Source organism: Streptomyces sp. NPDC005963 (assembly GCF_040638655.1).
In the GTDB taxonomy this organism is placed as follows: domain Bacteria; phylum Actinomycetota; class Actinomycetes; order Streptomycetales; family Streptomycetaceae; genus Streptomyces.
Genome location: NZ_JBEXVD010000002.1, coordinates 495,939 through 513,621 on the forward strand (window position 1 = coordinate 495,939; position 17,683 = coordinate 513,621).

The 17,683-nt window shown below is 69.9% G+C and carries 18 protein-coding genes; 9 read left to right on the plus strand and 9 right to left on the minus strand.

The window, feature by feature from the left end:
- Nucleotides 1–81: 81 nt before the first annotated feature.
- From afsQ1 to ABZ348_RS05440, 5 genes are all read left to right on the plus strand, one after another.
- Nucleotides 82–759, plus strand: a complete 678-nt coding sequence (gene afsQ1 / locus ABZ348_RS05420; RefSeq protein ID WP_175257369.1) for a two-component system response regulator AfsQ1 — start codon at nucleotides 82–84, stop codon at nucleotides 757–759.
- Nucleotides 760–823: 64 nt separating this feature from the next.
- Entirely contained in the window at nucleotides 824–2,425 is a 1,602-nt protein-coding gene (locus ABZ348_RS05425; RefSeq protein ID WP_358929568.1) for a HAMP domain-containing sensor histidine kinase, read from the plus strand.
- Nucleotides 2,422–3,153, plus strand: coding sequence for a hypothetical protein (locus ABZ348_RS05430; RefSeq protein ID WP_358929570.1), 732 nt, complete (start codon nucleotides 2,422–2,424; stop codon nucleotides 3,151–3,153). Before ABZ348_RS05425 ends, ABZ348_RS05430 begins: the two co-directional genes overlap by 4 nt.
- Before the next feature lie 111 nt (nucleotides 3,154–3,264).
- Nucleotides 3,265–3,846 (plus strand): VanZ family protein, encoded by a 582-nt coding sequence (locus ABZ348_RS05435; protein ID WP_358929572.1) that lies wholly within the window; start codon nucleotides 3,265–3,267, stop codon nucleotides 3,844–3,846.
- A gap of 101 nt (nucleotides 3,847–3,947) precedes the next feature.
- Nucleotides 3,948–4,157: a PspC domain-containing protein gene (locus ABZ348_RS05440; RefSeq protein WP_358929573.1), complete on the plus strand. Its 210-nt coding sequence runs from the start codon at nucleotides 3,948–3,950 to the stop codon at nucleotides 4,155–4,157.
- Nucleotides 4,158–4,252: 95 nt separating this feature from the next.
- Here the strand turns inward: ABZ348_RS05440 and ABZ348_RS05445 are convergent, their stop codons facing one another.
- On the minus strand, nucleotides 4,253–4,624 hold the full coding sequence (locus ABZ348_RS05445; protein ID WP_358929575.1) for an ATP-binding protein: 372 nt from the start codon (nucleotides 4,622–4,624) through the stop codon (nucleotides 4,253–4,255).
- A gap of 125 nt (nucleotides 4,625–4,749) precedes the next feature.
- Complete coding sequence (locus ABZ348_RS05450; RefSeq protein WP_358929576.1) at nucleotides 4,750–5,904, minus strand: adenosine deaminase; 1,155 nt, start codon at nucleotides 5,902–5,904, stop codon at nucleotides 4,750–4,752.
- 262 nt (nucleotides 5,905–6,166) lie between these two features.
- Here ABZ348_RS05450 and ABZ348_RS05455 point away from each other — a divergent pair, with 262 nt between their 5' ends.
- Nucleotides 6,167–6,853 carry an alpha/beta hydrolase gene (locus ABZ348_RS05455; protein WP_358929578.1) on the plus strand — a complete coding sequence of 229 codons (687 nt, stop codon included), beginning with the start codon at nucleotides 6,167–6,169 and terminating at the stop codon, nucleotides 6,851–6,853.
- Between the two features lie 65 nt (nucleotides 6,854–6,918).
- On the opposite strand, the gene ABZ348_RS05460 is transcribed toward ABZ348_RS05455, so the two are convergent.
- Nucleotides 6,919–7,872, minus strand: coding sequence for a LysR family transcriptional regulator (locus ABZ348_RS05460; RefSeq protein WP_358929580.1), 954 nt, complete (start codon nucleotides 7,870–7,872; stop codon nucleotides 6,919–6,921).
- 62 nt (nucleotides 7,873–7,934) lie between these two features.
- On the opposite strand from ABZ348_RS05460, the gene ABZ348_RS05465 reads away from it, so the two are divergent.
- The 3 genes from ABZ348_RS05465 (at nucleotide 7,935) to ABZ348_RS05475 (ending at nucleotide 11,229) form a co-directional block, all read left to right on the plus strand.
- Complete coding sequence (locus tag ABZ348_RS05465) at nucleotides 7,935–9,221, plus strand: MFS transporter (protein WP_358929582.1); 1,287 nt, start codon at nucleotides 7,935–7,937, stop codon at nucleotides 9,219–9,221.
- Nucleotides 9,222–9,502: 281 nt separating this feature from the next.
- A complete protein-coding gene (locus ABZ348_RS05470; RefSeq protein WP_358929833.1) occupies nucleotides 9,503–10,171 on the plus strand; it encodes a L,D-transpeptidase family protein in 669 nt (222 codons plus the stop codon).
- A 68-nt stretch (nucleotides 10,172–10,239) separates the two neighbouring features.
- Nucleotides 10,240–11,229: a sigma-70 family RNA polymerase sigma factor gene (locus ABZ348_RS05475; protein WP_358929584.1), complete on the plus strand. Its 990-nt coding sequence runs from the start codon at nucleotides 10,240–10,242 to the stop codon at nucleotides 11,227–11,229.
- A 49-nt stretch (nucleotides 11,230–11,278) separates the two neighbouring features.
- Here ABZ348_RS05475 and ABZ348_RS05480 read toward each other — a convergent pair whose 3' ends face one another.
- The 6 genes from ABZ348_RS05480 to ABZ348_RS05505 all read right to left on the minus strand — a co-directional run bounded on the left by ABZ348_RS05480 (nucleotide 11,279) and on the right by ABZ348_RS05505 (nucleotide 17,643).
- Nucleotides 11,279–11,638, minus strand: a complete 360-nt coding sequence (locus ABZ348_RS05480) for an STAS domain-containing protein (protein WP_358929586.1) — start codon at nucleotides 11,636–11,638, stop codon at nucleotides 11,279–11,281.
- 110 nt (nucleotides 11,639–11,748) lie between these two features.
- Nucleotides 11,749–13,026, minus strand: coding sequence for a thymidine phosphorylase (locus tag ABZ348_RS05485; RefSeq protein WP_358929588.1), 1,278 nt, complete (start codon nucleotides 13,024–13,026; stop codon nucleotides 11,749–11,751).
- A gap of 96 nt (nucleotides 13,027–13,122) precedes the next feature.
- On the minus strand, nucleotides 13,123–13,521 hold the full coding sequence (locus ABZ348_RS05490; protein WP_358929590.1) for a cytidine deaminase: 399 nt from the start codon (nucleotides 13,519–13,521) through the stop codon (nucleotides 13,123–13,125).
- Nucleotides 13,518–14,807, minus strand: a complete 1,290-nt coding sequence (locus ABZ348_RS05495; RefSeq protein ID WP_358929592.1) for an ABC transporter permease — start codon at nucleotides 14,805–14,807, stop codon at nucleotides 13,518–13,520. The genes ABZ348_RS05490 and ABZ348_RS05495 overlap by 4 nt, the downstream gene beginning before the upstream one ends.
- Nucleotides 14,804–15,916: an ABC transporter permease gene (locus ABZ348_RS05500; RefSeq protein WP_358929594.1), complete on the minus strand. Its 1,113-nt coding sequence runs from the start codon at nucleotides 15,914–15,916 to the stop codon at nucleotides 14,804–14,806. The genes ABZ348_RS05495 and ABZ348_RS05500 overlap by 4 nt, the downstream gene beginning before the upstream one ends.
- A complete protein-coding gene (locus ABZ348_RS05505; RefSeq protein ID WP_358929835.1) occupies nucleotides 15,913–17,643 on the minus strand; it encodes an ATP-binding cassette domain-containing protein in 1,731 nt (576 codons plus the stop codon). The genes ABZ348_RS05500 and ABZ348_RS05505 overlap by 4 nt, the downstream gene beginning before the upstream one ends.
- Nucleotides 17,644–17,683: the final 40 nt, after the last annotated feature.

The window sequence follows — 17,683 nt, forward strand, 5'->3', positions numbered from 1 at the left end:
CGGGCGGTGGCTCGGGTCGCGCTGCTGTCCGGTCCTTCTCCCAGTCGAACTCCGGCGCGGCCATACGCCAGAATGGCCCCTGTGCCTTTCCTGTTGCTGATCGAGGACGACGACGCCATCCGCACGGCCCTCGAACTCTCCCTGTCGCGCCAGGGCCACCGTGTGGCCACTGCGGCGACGGGCGAGGACGGCCTCAAACTGCTGCGTGAGCAGCGACCTGATCTGATCGTGCTGGATGTGATGCTGCCCGGGATTGACGGCTTCGAGGTGTGCCGCCGCATCAGGCGCACCGATCAGCTGCCAATCATTTTGCTGACCGCCCGCAGCGACGACATCGACGTCGTCGTGGGCCTGGAATCCGGGGCCGACGACTATGTCGTCAAACCCGTGCAGGGTCGGGTGCTCGACGCCCGTATCCGTGCCGTACTGCGCCGGGGCGAGCGGGAGTCCACGGACTCCGCCACCTTCGGGTCCCTGGTGATCGACCGCTCCGCCATGACCGTCACCAAGAACGGCGAAGACCTGCAGCTCACGCCGACCGAGCTGCGCCTTCTGCTGGAACTGAGCCGCAGGCCGGGACAGGCCCTGTCCCGACAGCAGTTGCTGCGGCTGGTGTGGGAACACGACTACCTGGGGGATTCGCGGCTGGTGGACGCCTGTGTCCAACGGCTGCGGGCGAAGGTGGAGGACGTCCCGTCCTCGCCGACGCTGATCCGGACCGTGCGTGGCGTGGGCTATCGGCTGGACGTTCCCCAGTGACCCTTGCTCCGCCCCCGAAGCTTCCCCATGCCATCGACCCTCCCCATGAGTTCGGCAGCGCCCGGTGAGCGGTGCCGTGAAGCGCGCGGTGCTCGCCAGCCTCCGCTGGACGAGCCTGCGGCTGCGCCTGGTCGTCGTCTTCGCCGTGGTCGCCCTGACCGCGGCGGTTTCGGCGTCGGGCATCGCCTACTGGCTCAATCGCGAAGCCGTACTGACCCGTACCCAGGACTCTGCGCTCGGGGACTTCCGTCAGCAGATGCAGAACCGGGCGGCCTCCCTGCCCCTACATCCGTCCCAGAGCGAACTGCAGATCACCGCGGACCAGATGACCCAGGGCAAGGCCGGGTTCACCGTGCTCCTGATCGGGGAGCGCGACGAGGGCAAACCGATCGTCGCCACTTCGGACCCGGACGACTTCACCTTCGACGACGTGCCCCAACAGCTCCGGGAAGCGGTGAACGACCGCCAGGAGAACGTGGCCGGGAACTCGTCCCCGTACCACCTGTACTGGCAGCGCATCCAGTTGCGGGGCAAGCCCTATCTGGTCGGCGGCACCCGGATCGTGGGGGGCGGGCCGACGGGGTACGTGCTGAAGTCGCTGGACCAGGAGCGGGAGGACCTCAACACCCTGGCCTGGTCGCTGGGGATCGCCACCGCGCTCGCGCTCGTCGGCTCCGCACTGTTGGCGCAGGCCGCGTCGACGACCGTGCTCAAGCCGGTGCGACGGCTGGGAGAAGCCGCGCGCAGGCTCGGCGAGGGCAAGCTCGACACCCGGTTGAGGGTGTCGGGCACCGACGAACTGGCCGAACTCGCACGGACCTTCAACAAGACCGCCGAGTCGCTGGAGAAGAAGGTCGCGGACATGAGCGCGCGGGAGGAGTCCAGCCGTCGCTTCGTCGCCGACATGTCCCACGAGCTCAGGACCCCGCTGACCGCACTGACCGCCGTCACCGAGGTGCTTGAGGACGAGATCGACAATCTGGACCCGATGATCGCGCCCGCGGTGAACCTCGTGGTGAGCGAGACGAGACGGTTGGGCGACCTCGTCGAGAACCTGATGGAGGTCACCCGCTTCGACGCGGGCACCGCCAGGCTGGTGCTGGACGACGTCGACGTCGCCGACCAGGTCACGGCCTGCATCGACGCACGGGCCTGGTTGGACGCCGTCGAGTTGGACGCGGAGCGCGGGCTGATGGCCCGGCTCGATCCGCGGCGACTCGATGTGATCCTGGCCAATCTGATCGGCAACGCCCTCAAGCACGGCGGCTCCCCCGTGCGGGTCTCGGTGCGGCCCGTCGACGGGGAACTGCTGATCGAGGTCCGCGACCACGGGCCCGGCATCCCCGAGGACGTGCTGCCGCACGTCTTCGACCGGTTCTACAAGGCCAGCGCGTCCAGGCCACGGTCCGAGGGCAGCGGGCTCGGACTCTCCATCGCCGTGGAGAACGCGCACATCCACGGCGGGAACATCACGGCCGCGAACTCACCGGACGGCGACGGCGCCGTGTTCCTCCTGACGCTGCCGCTGGACCCGTCGGCGCCCAAGGAAGAGCCCGCCGGATCGGCGACCGCCGCAGATGCCGACACCGGGGACCTCGACGGGCCGGGCCCCGACCGTCCCTCGGACACCGACAGCCCCGGACGGGGAGAGGAAGGCCAGCGGTGACGGATCAGGTCCGGGGGCTGCGCACCAGGCGGACGGCGGCGGGACTCGCCGCCCTGCTGGGCGTGCTCGCGCTCGGCGGCTGCGGGATCAGGCCCACGCAGGTGCCGGTGGACGGCGGGCCCGCGCCGTCACGGGTGCCGTGCGAGGTCAACGGCGACGACATCACCCAGCAGTCCCAGTCCCGGGACGTGCCGGTACGGATCTACCTGGTCTGCGCCTCCCAGCTGGAGCCGGTGGACCGTACCGCGGAGATACCCGAGTCCAAGTCCGTGGAGGGCCGCGTCCAGGTCGCCCAGGCGCTCCTTGAGGAGTTGCAGCGCGAACCGTCGACGGCAGAGCGGGAAGCGGGGTTCGCGACCTACGTACGGGGGCCGATAGCGGTCAGCGGTCAGCGTCGCAGCGACCCCGACGGCACCCTTCGACTGAGCCGACAGCCGGAGGACCTGCCGGCGGCTGCGCTCGCGCAGATCGTGTGCACATTCTCGGAGAGCCAGGCGTCCGCCACCGGTGGGGCCGTGATCCTCGGGGGACCGGGCGAGTACGCGCCCCGCGGGTACGGCTGCTCAGGGAAGGCCAAGGACCGGCCAGAGGACGTACTGCCCACGGTCGGCCCGCTGCCGTCGCCCTCGCGGGCCGACGGTACCGCCGCGACCTCTCAGGCCGTCCCGCCCGGGGCCGGGGCAGCCCTCTCGACACCGCGCAGCGGCGGCCCGACCACGGTCGAGTGACCGCGGCACAGGGCGCGGGGAACGTCGAGATCTCGCCATGGAGGGATGGGCCCGGCACTCGATGCCGCGGGCCGGGGAACCATTCCGCACGGGGGGTGCGTCTTGTGCATCGTGCAGCGTCAAGGTAAAGGCGGCAGTGCCGTCATCCGCTTCCGTGTGGCGGGGGTCGTCCTCCTCCTCGTGCACCTGTTGCTCGTCGGATGGCTGACCCTGCGCCCTCTCGATGTGCCGTGGGTGACGGCCGCCAACCTGGAGCCGTTCGCGGGCATCAGGGCCGATCTCCAACTCGGGCCGATGGAGGCCGCGCGGCAGATCGGCGGCGGACTCCTGCTGCTCGCCCCGCTCGGGGTGCTCCTCCCGATGGTGAGCGGTCGGATCGCGGTCTCTCCACTGGCGTCCCTCGCCCGGACGGTGACGGCCGGTGCCCTGCTCTCGCTAGGCATCGAACTCCTCCAGACCGGAGTGCCGGGCCGGGTGGTCGACGTGGACTCGCTGCTGCTGAACACCACCGGAGTGGCCCTCGCCCATCTGCTGGTGGTGCCCGCGGGCCGGGCACGGCTGCGCCGGCGTCGGCTGCGCCCGCCGAACCGGGTCGCCGGAGGCCGGCGCCCCGGGCGGGCCGGTCAGGCCACCGGTACGGAAGCACCTCAGGGGTCGACCCCGACGATTTCCAGGGTCGGGATCGCCCCGTAGAGCGACGCTTTGCCCCTCTTCGTGGAGCAGGCTGGAGTCAACGGAACGCAGAGAGAAGCGTTCCAGCCAATTGACCGCACGTCTGCGAAGGAGAGTCCTCCATGGCCGCACTTGTCCGCCCTCGCGAAGGACGCATGATCGGCGGTGTGTGCGCGGCGCTGGCACGGCGCTTCGGCACCTCCGCCAACACCATGCGGGTGATCTTCCTCGTCTCCTGTCTGCTGCCCGGCCCGCAGTTCCTCGTCTACGCGGCGCTCTGGCTGTTCCTGCCCGCGGAGAAGGGCGGCAAGACGGCAGCGACCGCCTGGTAGAAACACGCGTGGGGCGCCGCACCGAAGTACCGGTGCGGCGCCCCACGGCTGTGCCGTACGGCCGTCTCAGGGGAAGTGACGGTGAACGGGGTGGGTCAGGCGATGCCGCCGAGGCCGCCGGTCGGCAGGGCCTTGGTCAACTGGGCCACGGGCAGACCGCCGAGCAGCGAGCCCACGACGTCCTTGGACGCCTCGGGGGCCAGCACCCGCTGCCCGGCACCCTGGAGGGTGCCCGGCAGGGTGGCGGTGCTCTCGATCAGGGCGCGCTGGCCGCCGGAGAGGACCTCGGCGCCGGCCGGCAGCTTGGTCAGGGTGTCCTTGAGGGGCACCACGTTGCCGACGGTGTCGAGGGAGGTGGCGGAGTCCGGGAACGGAGCGGGCTCCGCGACGGCCGAGCCCGCGGCGACAGCGGCGAAGGCGGCGCCGAGGGCGACGACGCCAAGGGACTTGGCAGCAGACTGCTTCATCAGGGGTGTGTCCTTGGGACGGGGAATATGAGCGGCTCCGCAAGCTAGCCACCGTCATGAGGCGTAAGCAAACACCTCGGGGTGAGGGAGTGTTGACGTTCCCGGTCGCCGCCGAACAGCCGACGTCAGCCCTGTTCGGGCAGAGATTCGCTGGTGGCGGCCGTCTGCCGGAACAGCCATTCGGATTTCAATTCCGCATACCCGGGCTTGATGACGTCATTAATCATGGCGAGCCTTTCATCGAAAGGGATGAAGGCGCTTTTCATCGCATTGACGGTGAACCACTGCATGTCGTCGAGCGTGTATCCGAAAGTATCGGTCAACAGCTCGAACTCCCGGCTCATGCTGGTCGCGCTCATCAGCCGGTTGTCCGTGTTGACCGTGGCCCGGAAGTGCAGTTTGCGGAGCAGGCCGATGGGGTGCTCCGCGTAGGAGTCCGCGGCTCCGGTCTGGAGGTTAGAGGTCGGGCAGAGCTCCAGCGGGATGCGCTTGTCCCTGACGTACGCGGCGAGCCTGCCGAGCTGCACCCCGCCGTCGTCCGAGACCTGAATGTCGTCGATGATGCGCACGCCGTGCCCGAGGCGGTCCGCACCGCACCACTGGAGCGCCTGCCAGATCGACGGGAGGCCGAACGCCTCTCCCGCGTGGATGGTGAAGTGGTTGTTCTCCCGCTTCAGGTACTCGAAGGCGTCGAGGTGGCGGGTGGGCGGGTAGCCGGCCTCCGCGCCCGCGATGTCGAAGCCGACGACGCCCAGGTCGCGGTAGCGGTTGGCGAGTTCGGCGATCTCCAGGGCGCGGGCCGCGTGCCGCATGGCGGTGAGCAGGGCGCCGACCCGGATGCGATGGCCATTGCCCCGCGCGATCCGCTCGCCTTCGCGAAAGCCCTCGTTGACGGCTTCGACGACCTCTTCGAGCGTGAGCCCGCCCTCCAGATGCTGTTCGGGGGCGTACCGCACCTCGGCGTACACGACGCCGTCCTCGGCGAGGTCCTCGGCGCACTCGGCCGCGACGCGGAACAGTGAATCGCGGGTCTGCATGACGGCGCAGGTGTGCGCGAACGTCTCCAAGTAGCGTTCCAGCGAGCCCGAGTCGGCGGCTTCCCGGAACCAGGTGCCCAGTTTGTCGGCGTCCGTTTCGGGCAGCGCCGCATAGCCGGTCTCCCGGGCGATGTCGATGATCGTGCCCGGACGCAGCCCGCCGTCGAGGTGGTCGTGGAGGAGCACCTTCGGAGCGCGACGGATCTGGTCCGCGGTGGGCGTGTGGAGGGTCTGGCTCGTCATCTGGGCACTCTAGCCCCTACGCGCGTAGAGAGCGCCTGGCCGATACGTAACAGTGACCGTGCGTCCGGGTGGCGTAGACCGGTGCTTCTGACACTGTTCTGCCATGGCACACCGTGCACTGCCCCCCGGGCGGGGGCGTCCTGGAGATCGTGAGCGAGACGCAGCGGACAAAGGGGGAAGGCAGGGAGGCAGCGGGCAGCGACCACGGCTGGGCAGGCGCTACGGCGGGCGGCCGAGCGGGTCGGGACCACTGGTCGCAGGAGTGGTACTGATCCTTCCGGACGGCGATCGGGAATCACCGCGCAGACCGTCGGCACTGTCGCTCTCGCTCGTGCGGGCGCTGCCGCTGGGGCGGGCGCTGGCGAAGGCAGGACGCCAGGACGGGCTGGTGGTGCACCCGGTGCACTACCGCACCCGCGGGTGGAACGGCGATGCGGCCCAGCACGCGGCGGACGCGACGTGGGCCGCGGACGAGGTGGTCCAGCAGTACGGCGACGTACCGGTCTGTCTGGCCGGGCACGGGTTCGGAGGGCGGGCGGCCCTCCGAGCGGCCGATCATCCGGCGGTGACCGCGGTACTGGCGATGGCTCCCTGGCTGCCCGATGAGCAGCCGGGGTCCGAGCCCGAGCCGGTGAAGCAGTTGGTGGGCAAGCAGGTGCTGGTCGTGCACGGGACCAATGACGCGCGTACGTCCCCCGAGTTGTCGTACCGGCTCGCAGAGCGGGTCAAGAAGGTGAACCGGAACATATGCCGGTTCGAGGTGCACACCGACGGCAACGCGCTGCGCCAGCACCACGCCGAAGTCCTCGCGCTGGCGACCGACTTCGTGCTGGGCTCGCTCTTCCCTCACCCCTACTCCCGTCCGGTGACGGACGCACTGGCCGCGCCACCGCCGCTGGGGTTGCGGATGCCGCTGGCGGCGGGGTTCGGGAAGTCGCTCAGGCACTGAGCTCCGGTCCGGGCGCGGGGCGGTGGCCGCACGGCGCCCGGAGCCCGGATTGGCTGCGGCCGTGGTCACTCCGGGAGGAGTTGGCCACGGCGGGAGAGCAGGAACTTCTTGAAGGCGGCCACCGGCGCGGTGTCGGGGTGCCCGTCCAGCCAGGCCACTCCGATCTCCCGGACGGCGCGCGGCGCGGTGACGGTCAGTTCGGCGACGCCGGGGCGGGCCACGGCGGGCGGCGGCAGCAGTGCCACCCCGAGCCCGGCTGCGACCAGGCCCCGCAGGGTCTCCGCCTCCTCGCCCTCGAAGGCCACCTTCGGGGTGAAGCCGGCCTGCGCACAGAGGTCGTCGGTGATCCGCCGCAGTCCGTAGCCGGACTCCAGGGTGACGAAGGTCTCGTCGGCGGCCTCGGCGAGCTTGATGCGCTTGCGGCGGGCGAGGCGGTGGTCGTCGGGGACGACCAGTCGCAGCCGCTGTTCGTCGAGACGGCGGGCAACGAGGTCGGGGGCGTCGGGTACGGGGGAGGTCAGACAGAGGTCGAGTTCTCCGGTGCGCAGTCCGCCGAGCATCGCCTCGCCGTAGTTCTGGACGAGGGTGAAGCGGACGCGGGGGTGGTCCGCGCGGAAGGCGCGCAGCAGCCCGGGGACGGTCTCGGAGCCCATGGTGTGCAGAAAGCCGAAGGCGACCTTTCCCGCGTGGGGGTCGGCGTCGGCCCGCACCGAATCGGCGGCCCGTTCGACCTCGCCGAGCGCGCGTTCCACGGAGGCGAGGAAGGTACGGCCCGCCGGGGTGAGGGAGACCGTACGGCCCTTGCGGGCGAACAGGGTCACGCCGAGGTCGCGCTCCAGCCGCACGACCGCCCGGGAGAGCGTCGACTGGGGCACCCCCAGCTCCTGTGCGGCGCGGGTCACATGCTCATGGCGGGCCACTCCCGCGAAGTACGCGAGCCGGGGCGCAAGCAGCAGCGCCATGTCTTCTTCGTAACTACCGTGTGACAGGCGAGGCTGTGAACTGGGGTCATGCACCATGGGAACGATTATGCCCGTTCCATGCATTGGACGCATGAATCCGACGGGCATACGTTTTAGTCATGCCTGCCAGTACCAAGGCGTCCACCCCGGTGGGCGCCGCCCTCGCCGAAACGTCCTCCACCGAGCCCCTTCCCGAGCCCATCGCCCCCGGGCGTCCCGGCTACCGCCGGATGAACCTCGCCCTCTTCGCCGCGGGCATGGCGGCCTTCGCGCTCCTGTACTCCACCCAGGCACTGTTGCCTGCGATCTCCACCGCGTTCGGTGCGAGCGCCTCCGCGGCCAGCTGGACGGTCTCCGCCGCGACGGGCGCGCTGGCCCTCTTCGTCCTCCCGATGAGCGCCCTCTCCGAGCGCTTCGGTCGACGGACGGTGATGACGGTGTCGTTGACGGTGGCGGTGGTCCTGGGGCTGGTGGTGCCGTTCGCGCCAAACCTGGAGTCGCTGGTGGCCCTGCGGGCGATCCAGGGCGCGGCACTGGCGGGTCTGCCCGCGTCGGCGATGGCGTACCTGGCCGAGGAGGTCCGCCCGAAGGCGCTGGTGGCCGCGATCGGGCTCTTCGTGGCGGGCAACAGCATCGGCGGTATGAGCGGCCGGATCGTCACCGGCTGGGCGGCGCAGCTGTGGGGGTGGCGGGCCGGGCTCGCCGCGGTGGGAGTGCTCGCGCTCCTGGGCGCCCTGGTCTTCCGTGCGCTGCTGCCGAAGGCCCGGCGCTTCACCCCGGGCACGCTGAACCCGAAGGTGCTGGCGGCGACCGTGCGCGGTCATCTGGCCGATCCGCTGCTGCTGCGGCTGTACGCGATCGGCGCCCTGTTCATGACGGTCTTCGGGGCGGTCTACACGGTCATCGGCTACCGGCTGATCGGTGAGCCGTTCAACCTGCCGCAGGGCGTCATCGGTTCGATCTTCCTGGTCTACCTCGTCGGAACGCTCTCGTCTGCCACCGCGGGCCGGCTGGTGGGCCGCCTCGGCCGCCGCGGGGCGCTGTACGCGGCGGTGGCCACCACCGCGGTCGGCCTCGGGCTCTCGCTCTCCGACTCGCTGACGGTCGTGCTGGCCGGTCTGGTGCTCATCACCGCGGGGTTCTTCGCGGGCCACGCGGTCGCCTCCGCTTCGGTGAGCCGGACGGCGCAGACGGGGCGGGCTCAGGCGTCGGCGCTGTACCAGTCCGTGTACTACCTCGGCAGTAGCGTCGGCGGCACGCTCGGTGCGATCGCCTTCCACTCCGGTGGCTGGGCGGGGACCGTGGGACTGGGCCTGCTCGCGGTGCTCGGGGTCGTGTCGATCACGCTGTACGGGACCAAGGTGGCCCGTCAGGAACGGCTCGCCGTGGCCGTGGCAACGCGCTGAACTGCCTCTGACCGGCCGGCACCGAAGCGGTGCCGGCCGGTCGTGCGTGAGCGGCGGGCCCGAGCGCACTTCCGGCCGGGGAGATGCCCGAAGGGTTCCGGTCGGGGTGCCGGCGCCGACCGTAGCGCGATTGAGACATGTTCCGTACAACTACCCGTCTCCGGGGAGCGTCACATGGACAGACTGCCGCAATCGCGGCGGTAGACGGAGGGGAGTGGGGAACGGTGGGAGTCGGCACGCACAAGACGCACGGGGGACGGCGACTCGGTAGGCGGGCGGGAATCACCCTCGCACTGACGGGGTTGATCGTCCCGTTGACGACGGCACTGGGGGCGGGAACCGCGCAGGCGGCCTCGTGCACCGCGGGGACGGGACCGTACCAGAAGCAGGTGGAGAAGTTCCTCGGTCGTCCCGTGGACGGGAAGCAGTCGCAGACCGACTGCAAGGCGATCAAGGCGTTCCAGGCCAAGCACGGAATCACCCCCACCATCGGCTACGCGGGGCCGCTGACCTGGCAGACGATGAACACGATCCTCCAGCAGCGCGCGGCCGGCAGCAATCCGAACAAGGCGGGCAAGTGCCCGACCAACAAAGGCCGCATCGCCTGTGTGGACCTGACCCGGCAGCTGAGCTGGATCCAGGACGGCAAGAAGCTGAAGTACGGCCCCGTGCCGGTGCGCACCGGCCGGGACAAGGCCGAGACCCGGTCCGGCGCCAAGAAGATCTACTGGCGCAACATCGACCACGTCTCGTCGCTGTACAACGTGCCCATGCCGTACGCGCAGTTCTTCGACGGCGGCCAGGCGTTCCACTCGACGACGAAGTCGATGTACAACCCGCCGGGCTCCGCGGGCTGCGTCAACCTGCGACCCGCGGATGCGAAGTCATACTGGAACCTGTTGAGGAACGGCGACGACGTCTTCGTCTACGGCGCCAAGCCGGGAACCTGAGTCCCGCTGTCAGTGGCCTCCTGTAGGTTCCCAAGGGCTGGTGCCAGTGGGCGACAGGGGTGGACCCGATGAGTGAAACAGCAACGACACAGGACCTCAATGCGGAGCTGGAGCGGTATCGGCGCGAGCTGACCGGCTACTGCTACCGCATGCTGGGTTCGTCCTTCGAAGCGGAGGACGCGGTCCAGGACACGATGGTGCGGGCCTGGCGGAACATCGAGAAGTTCGAGGGGCGTTCGTCGCTGCGGTCGTGGTTGTACCGCATCGCGACGAACGTCTGTCTCGACATGTTGAACGCGGGCAACCGCCGGGCCCGGCCGATGGACCTCTCCGGGCCCACGCCGGTCGCCCAGGCGCAGTTGAGCGCCCGGCCCGAGGCGACCTGGTTGGAGCCGGTCCCGGACGGGCGGGTGCTGCCGTCGGCTGCGGACCCGGCGGAGACGGCCTTGGAGCGGGAGTCGATTCGGTTGGCGTTCATCGCGGCACTCCAGCACCTGCCGCCCAAGCAGCGGGCCGTTCTCATCCTGCGCGAAGTGCTGGCGTGGAAGGCGGCCGAGGTCGCCGAACTGCTGGACACCTCGGTGGCGTCGGTGAACAGCGCGCTCCAGCGGGCGAGGGCGACGCTCGCCGAATCGCCGCCGAGCGAGTCCGATGCGGCGAACCCCCTCGACGAGGAGCAGCAGAAGCTGCTTGAGCGCTATGTGGCCGCCTTCGAGGGGTACGACATGGCGGCGCTGACCGCGGTCCTCCACGACGACGCCACCCTCTCCATGCCCCCGTACGACCTGTGGCTCCAGGGCCACGAGAACATCGTGGGCTGGATGGAGGGCGTCGGTTCGGTCTGTCGTGGCTCGCGCCTCATTCCGACCGTGGCGAACGGAATGCCGGCCTTCGCCCACTACCACCAGGCAGAAGACGGGAACGGGCACACTCCCTGGGCCCTGATGGTCATGGAGATCCGCGACGGCAAGATCGCGGGGATCAACTCCTTCCTGGACACCGCGCGCTGGTTCCCGCTGTTCGACCTGCCGGAGCGGTTGGAGCCCGAGGGTTCCTGAGCAGTCGGGCCTTGCCCCGGGGGCGATCAGTCGTGGGGGGCGGCCCGAATCAGGTGGGGGCGGCACCGTCCGGCCGGGCGAGGCCGTCGAGACCCATCAGGGTCAGCAGGGCCAGCAGTTCCGGTCCCGTGTTGCGCATCCGTACGGTGCGTCCGGCCCTACGGGCGGTGAGCTTCAGTCTGGCCACCGCCTCCACCGAGGCCAGGTCCGCCCGGGTCAGCTCCGCCAGATCGCACACCACCTCATCGGCGCCCGCCCCGTACAGGGCTTGCAACCGCTCGCAGAGGGGCGGGACGTCGGCGAAGGCCACCGGCGCGTGCACGATGAGGACGACGGGGTCGGGGGCGACCGGGCTGGGATCGACCGGGTCGGGGCCAGGGTCGACCGGGCCCGCGGTTTCCACACTCATGTCTCTTGAGACCGGCCCCCCGGACGGAACTCATCGGTACGCCCTCCGCCGCAGCCGTGGCACCGACCGCGGTGGAGGGCCACCTGACCTCGCCCCCGTGTACCGGCGGGTCAGGCGATGCGGTCCCGCACGATCGGAGGTGCGGTGAACTCCGTACCGGGCGCGGAGACGTCGTAGGCCGACTCCAGCGAGCGGAGCGCGTAGTCGAACTTCTCCGGGGTGTCGGTGTGCAGGGTCAGCAGCGGCTGACCTGCGGTGACGGTGTCACCGGGCTTGGCGTGCAGTTCCACTCCCGCACCCGCCTGCACCGGGTCTTCCTTGCGGGCGCGGCCGGCGCCGAGCCGCCAGGCGGCGATGCCGACGTCATAGGCGTCGAGACGGGTCAGTACGCCCGAGGCGGGAGCGGTGACCACGTGCTGTTCCCGGGCGACCGGCAGGGCCGCGTCGGGGTCGCCGCCCTGGGCGCTGATCATGCGGCGCCAGACGTCCATCGCCGAGCCGTCGGCCAGCGCCTTCGCGGGGTCGGCGCCTTCGATGCCGGCGGCGGCCAGCATTTCGCGGGCGAGGGCGAGGGTCAGTTCGACGACGTCGGCGGGGCCGCCCCCGGCGAGGACCTCGACGGACTCGCGGACCTCCAGCGCATTGCCGGCGGTGAGGCCGAGCGGGGTGGACATGTCGGTGAGCAGCGCCACCGTCTTCACTCCGCTGTCGGTGCCGAGCGCCACCATGGTGGAGGCCAACTCACGGGCGTCCTCGATGTTCTTCATGAAGGCGCCGGAGCCGACCTTGACGTCGAGGACGAGGGAGCCGGTGCCCTCGGCGATCTTCTTGGACATGATCGAGGACGCGATCAGCGGGATCGCCTCGACCGTGCCGGTGACATCACGCAGGGCGTAGAGCTTCTTGTCGGCGGGGGCGAGACCGTCGCCGGCCGCACAGATCACGGCTCCGGTGGTGTCGAGGACGTGCAGCATCTCGTCGTTGGAGAGCAGGGCGCGCCAGCCGGGGATGGACTCCAGCTTGTCGAGGGTGCCGCCGGTGTGACCGAGCCCGCGGCCCGACAGTTGGGGTACGGCCGCACCGCAGGCGGCGACCAGCGGGGCGAGCGGCAGGGTGATCTTGTCGCCGACACCGCCCGTGGAGTGCTTGTCCGCAGTGGGGCGGGAGAGCGTCTCGAAGCTCATGCGCTCACCGGACGCGATCATCGCGGCGGTCCAGCGGGCGATCTCGGTGCGGTTCATGCCGTTGAGCAGGATGGCCATCGCCAGGGCCGACATCTGCTCGTCGGCCACCGCACCACGGGTGTAGGCGTCGATCACCCAGTCGATCTGCTCGGGGCTGAGCTCACCCCGGTCCCGCTTGGTGCGGATGACGGAGATGACGTCCATGGCATTCCTCCAGAGTGGCGGCACAATCGCGCTCTACGCGCATAGAGACGAGGGTAAGGGAGCGGCCCCTCCGTCGGAACGGAGGGGCCGCAGGGGCTACGCCGGCAGGTGCTGCGGGCCGAAGGGCTGCGGCAGTATCTCAGCGAGCGGGACGATCCCCGCGGGGGTGTCCAGCAATAGCTCCGATCCGCCGAACTCGTAGAGGAGCTGACGGCACCGACCGCAGGGCACCAGGCTCTCGCCCCGGCCGTCCACACAGGTGAAGTGGGTCAGCCGGCCGCCTCCCGTGGCCTGGAGCTCGGAGACGAGTCCGCACTCGGCGCACAGGGACAGTCCGTACGAGGCGTTCTCGACGTTGCAGCCGGTGATCGTCCGACCGTCGTCGACGAGGGCGGCGACCCCGACCGGAAAGCCCGAGTAGGGGGCGTACGCACGCGTCATGGCCGTGCGCGCGTGCTCCCGCAGGGCCGCCCAGTCGACCGCCGCGGCCGTCATTTGCCCTGGCCCTTTCGATAGCGCATACCGTCCGCCTTCGGCATGCGGAGCCGTTGCGCGGACAGGGAGAGCACCAACAGGGTCACGACGTACGGGGTGGCGGTGACGAACTCGTTCGGCACGGTGTCGGTGCCGAGGTACCAGACCAGCACGCCGAGGGAGAGGACACCGCTGATCGCGGCCGTGAGATAGCTCTTGCGGTAGAGCTTCCACAGCGCGATGCCCGCGAGGACGACCACGAGGAGCAGCAGCAGGGCGTGTACGGACTGGCCGCCGTTGCGCAGTTGCAGGGCGTCGGCGAAGCCGAACAGTCCGGCGCCCATCGCCAGCCCGCCGGGCCGCCAGTTGCCGAAGATCATCGCGGCGAGACCGATGTAGCCGCGGCCTCCGGTCTGGCCCTCGTTGTAGATGTTGGAGGTGACGAGTGCCAGGAACGCACCGCCGAGACCGGCCATGCCGCCGGAGACGATCACCGCGATGTACTTGTACTTGTAGACGTTCACACCGAGGGATTCGGCGGCGATCGGGTTCTCGCCGCAGGAGCGCAGCCGCAGACCGAAAGACGTCTTCCAGAGCACGAGGAAGGTCAGGACGAACAGCGCGACGGCGACGATCGTCAGCAGCGACAGGTTCGTCATCAGACCGCGCAGTACGCCGGCGAGGTCGGAGACGAAGAACCAGTGGTGCTTCTCGATGTCGCCGAGCCAGTCGGAGACCCCGGGCACGGTGACGGTGCCGATGTCCTCGGACGGCGGCGACTGCTTGGGGCTGCCGCCCTTCGCGGACGCCTCCTCCGTGTTGAACCACAGCTTGGCGAAGTAGGTGGTGAACCCGACGGCCAGGATGTTGATCGCGATGCCGGAGATGATGTGGTCGACGCCGAAGGTGACGGTGGCGATCGCGTGCAGCAGACCGCCGGCCATGCCGCCGAGCACACCGGCGAGGACGCCGATCCAGGGGTCGGTCTGCCAACCGGCCCAGGCACCGAAGAAGGTGCCGAGGATCATCATGCCCTCAAGGCCGATGTTGACCACGCCCGCGCGCTCGGCCCACAGGCCGCCGAGACCGGCCATGCCGATGGGCACGGCCATGGCGAGGGCGGCGCTGATCTGGCCCGCCGATGTGATGTCCTGCGCGCCGGTGATGGCGCGCACCGCGGACAAGGCGAGCAGCCCGCCCGCGATGATCAGCAGGATGACCGGGAAGGAGAGGCGGGTACGCCCTCCCTTGCCGCCACTCACCTTGGGTGCCGTGGGCGGCGGGGTGGAAGTCGCCGTGACGGTCACGCCGACACCTCCTGCTTCTCGGAGTTACGGGCTTGGGCGGCGAGTTTGGCGCCGACCTGCCGCTGCTGGCGCTTGAGGCCGTAGCGGCGCACCACTTCGTACGCGATGACGACGCAGAGGACGATGACGCCCTGGATGACGCCGACGATCTCCTTGTCGTAGCCCTGGAACTCCAGCTGGCCGCTGCCGCGCTCCAGGAAGGCCCAGAGCAGGGCGCCGAGTGCGATGCCCACCGGGTTGTTGCGGCCGAGGAGGGCGATGGCGATGCCGGTGAAGCCGATGCCGACGGGGAAGTCGCCGCCGTACTCGTAGGAGTCGTTCAGAAGGGTCGGCATACCGATCAGACCGGCCATGGCGCCGGAGATCAGCATCGAGGTGACGATCATCTTCTTGACGTTCACACCGCTGGCCTCGGCCGCGCTGCCGGACTGGCCGACCGTGCGGAGGTCGAAGCCGAAGCGGGTGCGGGCGAGCGTGAACCAGAAGGCGATGCCCGCGATGATCGCGACGACGATGAAGCCCCAGACGGGGGCGGGCTCGGTCGGGAACTCGAAGAAGTGCGCCGACTCGGGGAGCGGCTTGGTGGAGATCTTCGTCCCCGCCTCGTCGAGTTGGCCGAGTCGTCCCACCTGGAGGAGATAGCCGATGACGGCCGTCGCGATGGCGTTCAGCATGATCGTGGAGACGACCTCACTGACGCCGCGGGTGACCTTGAGGACACCGGCGATTCCGGCCCACATGGCACCGACGATCATCGCGCAGAGGATGATCAGCGGGATCTGGACGATACCGGGGAGGGTGAGCGCACCGCCGAGCGCCGCGGCGAAGAAGGCCGCGAGGCGGTACTGGCCGTCCACGCCGATGTTGAAGAGGTTCATGCGGAAGCCGATGGCCACCGCGAGTCCGGCCAGGTAGTACGTGGTGCCCTTGTTCAGGATGTAGACCTGGCTGTCCGACTTCGAACCGTAGTCGAACATGATCCGGAAGGCGTTGAACGGCTCCTTGCCGGTGGCGGCCAGCACCACGGCCGTCACCAGGAACGCGACCACGATGGCCAGGACGGGGGCCGCGAGCCCCAGGAGCACGCGCTCCTTGTCGAACTTCTTCATCGGTCCTCTCCCCCGTCGGTGTCGCTGTCCGTGCCGCTGTCGGGGTGGGGACCATCCGTGCCGGCGGTGTCAGCTGAGTCGGCAGTGCGCTCGGGGGTGGCACTGTCGGATGGGGCGGAGGCGTCGGTGGACGCGTCCGCGGTGCCGGAGGCTTGCTCCGCGGTGCTGCTGGAGGCTTGCTCCGCGGGGGCTTCGAGGTGGCCGGTGGCCGCACCCGTCATGGCCGAGCCCAACTCCTCCGGGGTGATGGTGGCCGGGTCCGCGTCGGCGACCAACCGGCCCCGGTACATCACGCGCAGGGTGTCGGAGAGGCCGATCAGCTCGTCCAGGTCGGCGGAGATCAGCAGGACCGCGAGGCCCTCCCGGCGGGCGGCCCGGATCTGGTCCCAGATCTGTGCCTGCGCGCCGACGTCGACACCGCGGGTGGGGTGCGCGGCGATCAGCAGCTTCGGTGCGTGGCTCATCTCCCGGCCGACGATCAGCTTCTGCTGGTTGCCGCCGGACAGGGACGCCGCGGTGACCTCGATGCCGGGGGTGCGGACGTCGTACTCGCGCACGATCCGCTCGGTGTCGGCGCGGGCGGCCTTGGGGTCGAGGAAGACGCCCTTGCTGTTGGGCTTCTCGGTGACGTGGCCGAGGATGCGGTTCTCCCACAGCGATGCTTCGAGCAGCAGACCGTGTCGGTGGCGGTCCTCGGGGATGACCGCCATGCCGTCCTCACGCCGCTTGCGGGTGGGGCGGTGGGAGATGTCGTCGGAGTCCAGGTGGAGCGTGCCGCTGTCCAACGTCCGCATACCCATGATGGCCTCGACCAGTTCGGACTGGCCGTTCCCCTCCACGCCGGCGATGCCCAGGACCTCGCCCTTGTGGATGGTGAAGTCGATGCCGTCGAGCAGGGAGCGGACGACTCCGTCGGGGTCGGTCGCGGTCAGCCGCAGGTTCTCGACCTGGAGCATCGGCACGTCGGTGACGGTCGACTCGCGGGTCTCGGGCGAGGGCAGTTCGCTGCCGACCATCAGCTCCGCGAGCTGCTTGGTCGTGGTGTTCGCCGGGTCGGCGGTGCCGACCGTGGTGCCGCGCCGGATGACCGTGATCTCGTCGGCTACCGACAGCACCTCGCCGAGCTTGTGGGAGATGAAGATGACGGTCAGACCCTCGGCCTTGAGTTCGCGCAGGTTGTCGAAGAGGGCGTCGACCTCCTGCGGTACGAGGACCGCGGTCGGCTCGTCGAGGATCAGGGTGCGGGCGCCGCGGTAGAGGACCTTGAGGATCTCCACGCGCTGGCGGTCGGCGACTCCGAGGTCCTCGACGTGGACGTCGGGTCGGACGTTCAGTCCGTACGCGTCGGAGATCTCCCTGATCTTGGCGCGGGCCCGGTCGCCGATGCCGTACAGCTTCTCCGAGCCGAGGACGACGTTCTCCAGGACGGTGAGGTAGTCGGCGAGCATGAAGTGCTGGTGCACCATGCCGATGCCGCGGGCGATGGCGTCGCCCGGATTGGAGAACGTGACCTGTTGGCCGTCGACCTCGATGGTGCCCTCGTCCGGCTTCTGCATGCCGTAGAGGATCTTCATCAAGGTGGACTTGCCGGCGCCGTTCTCGCCGATGAGGGCGTGGACGGTACCGCGGCGCACGGTGATGTCGATGTCGTGGTTGGCCACGACGCCGGGGAATCGTTTGGTGATGCCGCGGAGCTCTACGGCATGGGAACTGCTGGACGCGTTGATGGCGCACTCTCCCTGGGCAGGAGCGGAGGAGGAGCAGAGG

Coding starts and splice junctions, on each gene's coding strand:
- ABZ348_RS05480 (WP_358929586.1), bottom strand. CDS start 11,638: ATGAGTGTGGAAACCGCGGGCCCGGTCGACCCTGGCCCCGACCCGGTC.
- ABZ348_RS05490 (WP_358929590.1), bottom strand. CDS start 13,521: ATGACGGCCGCGGCGGTCGACTGGGCGGCCCTGCGGGAGCACGCGCGC.
- ABZ348_RS05465 (WP_358929582.1), top strand. CDS start 7,935: ATGCCTGCCAGTACCAAGGCGTCCACCCCGGTGGGCGCCGCCCTCGCC.
- ABZ348_RS05485 (WP_358929588.1), bottom strand. CDS start 13,026: ATGGACGTCATCTCCGTCATCCGCACCAAGCGGGACCGGGGTGAGCTC.
- ABZ348_RS05475 (WP_358929584.1), top strand. CDS start 10,240: ATGAGTGAAACAGCAACGACACAGGACCTCAATGCGGAGCTGGAGCGG.
- ABZ348_RS05440 (WP_358929573.1), top strand. CDS start 3,948: ATGGCCGCACTTGTCCGCCCTCGCGAAGGACGCATGATCGGCGGTGTG.
- ABZ348_RS05450 (WP_358929576.1), bottom strand. CDS start 5,904: ATGACGAGCCAGACCCTCCACACGCCCACCGCGGACCAGATCCGTCGC.
- ABZ348_RS05460 (WP_358929580.1), bottom strand. CDS start 7,872: ATGGTGCATGACCCCAGTTCACAGCCTCGCCTGTCACACGGTAGTTAC.
- ABZ348_RS05445 (WP_358929575.1), bottom strand. CDS start 4,624: ATGAAGCAGTCTGCTGCCAAGTCCCTTGGCGTCGTCGCCCTCGGCGCC.
- ABZ348_RS05500 (WP_358929594.1), bottom strand. CDS start 15,916: ATGAAGAAGTTCGACAAGGAGCGCGTGCTCCTGGGGCTCGCGGCCCCC.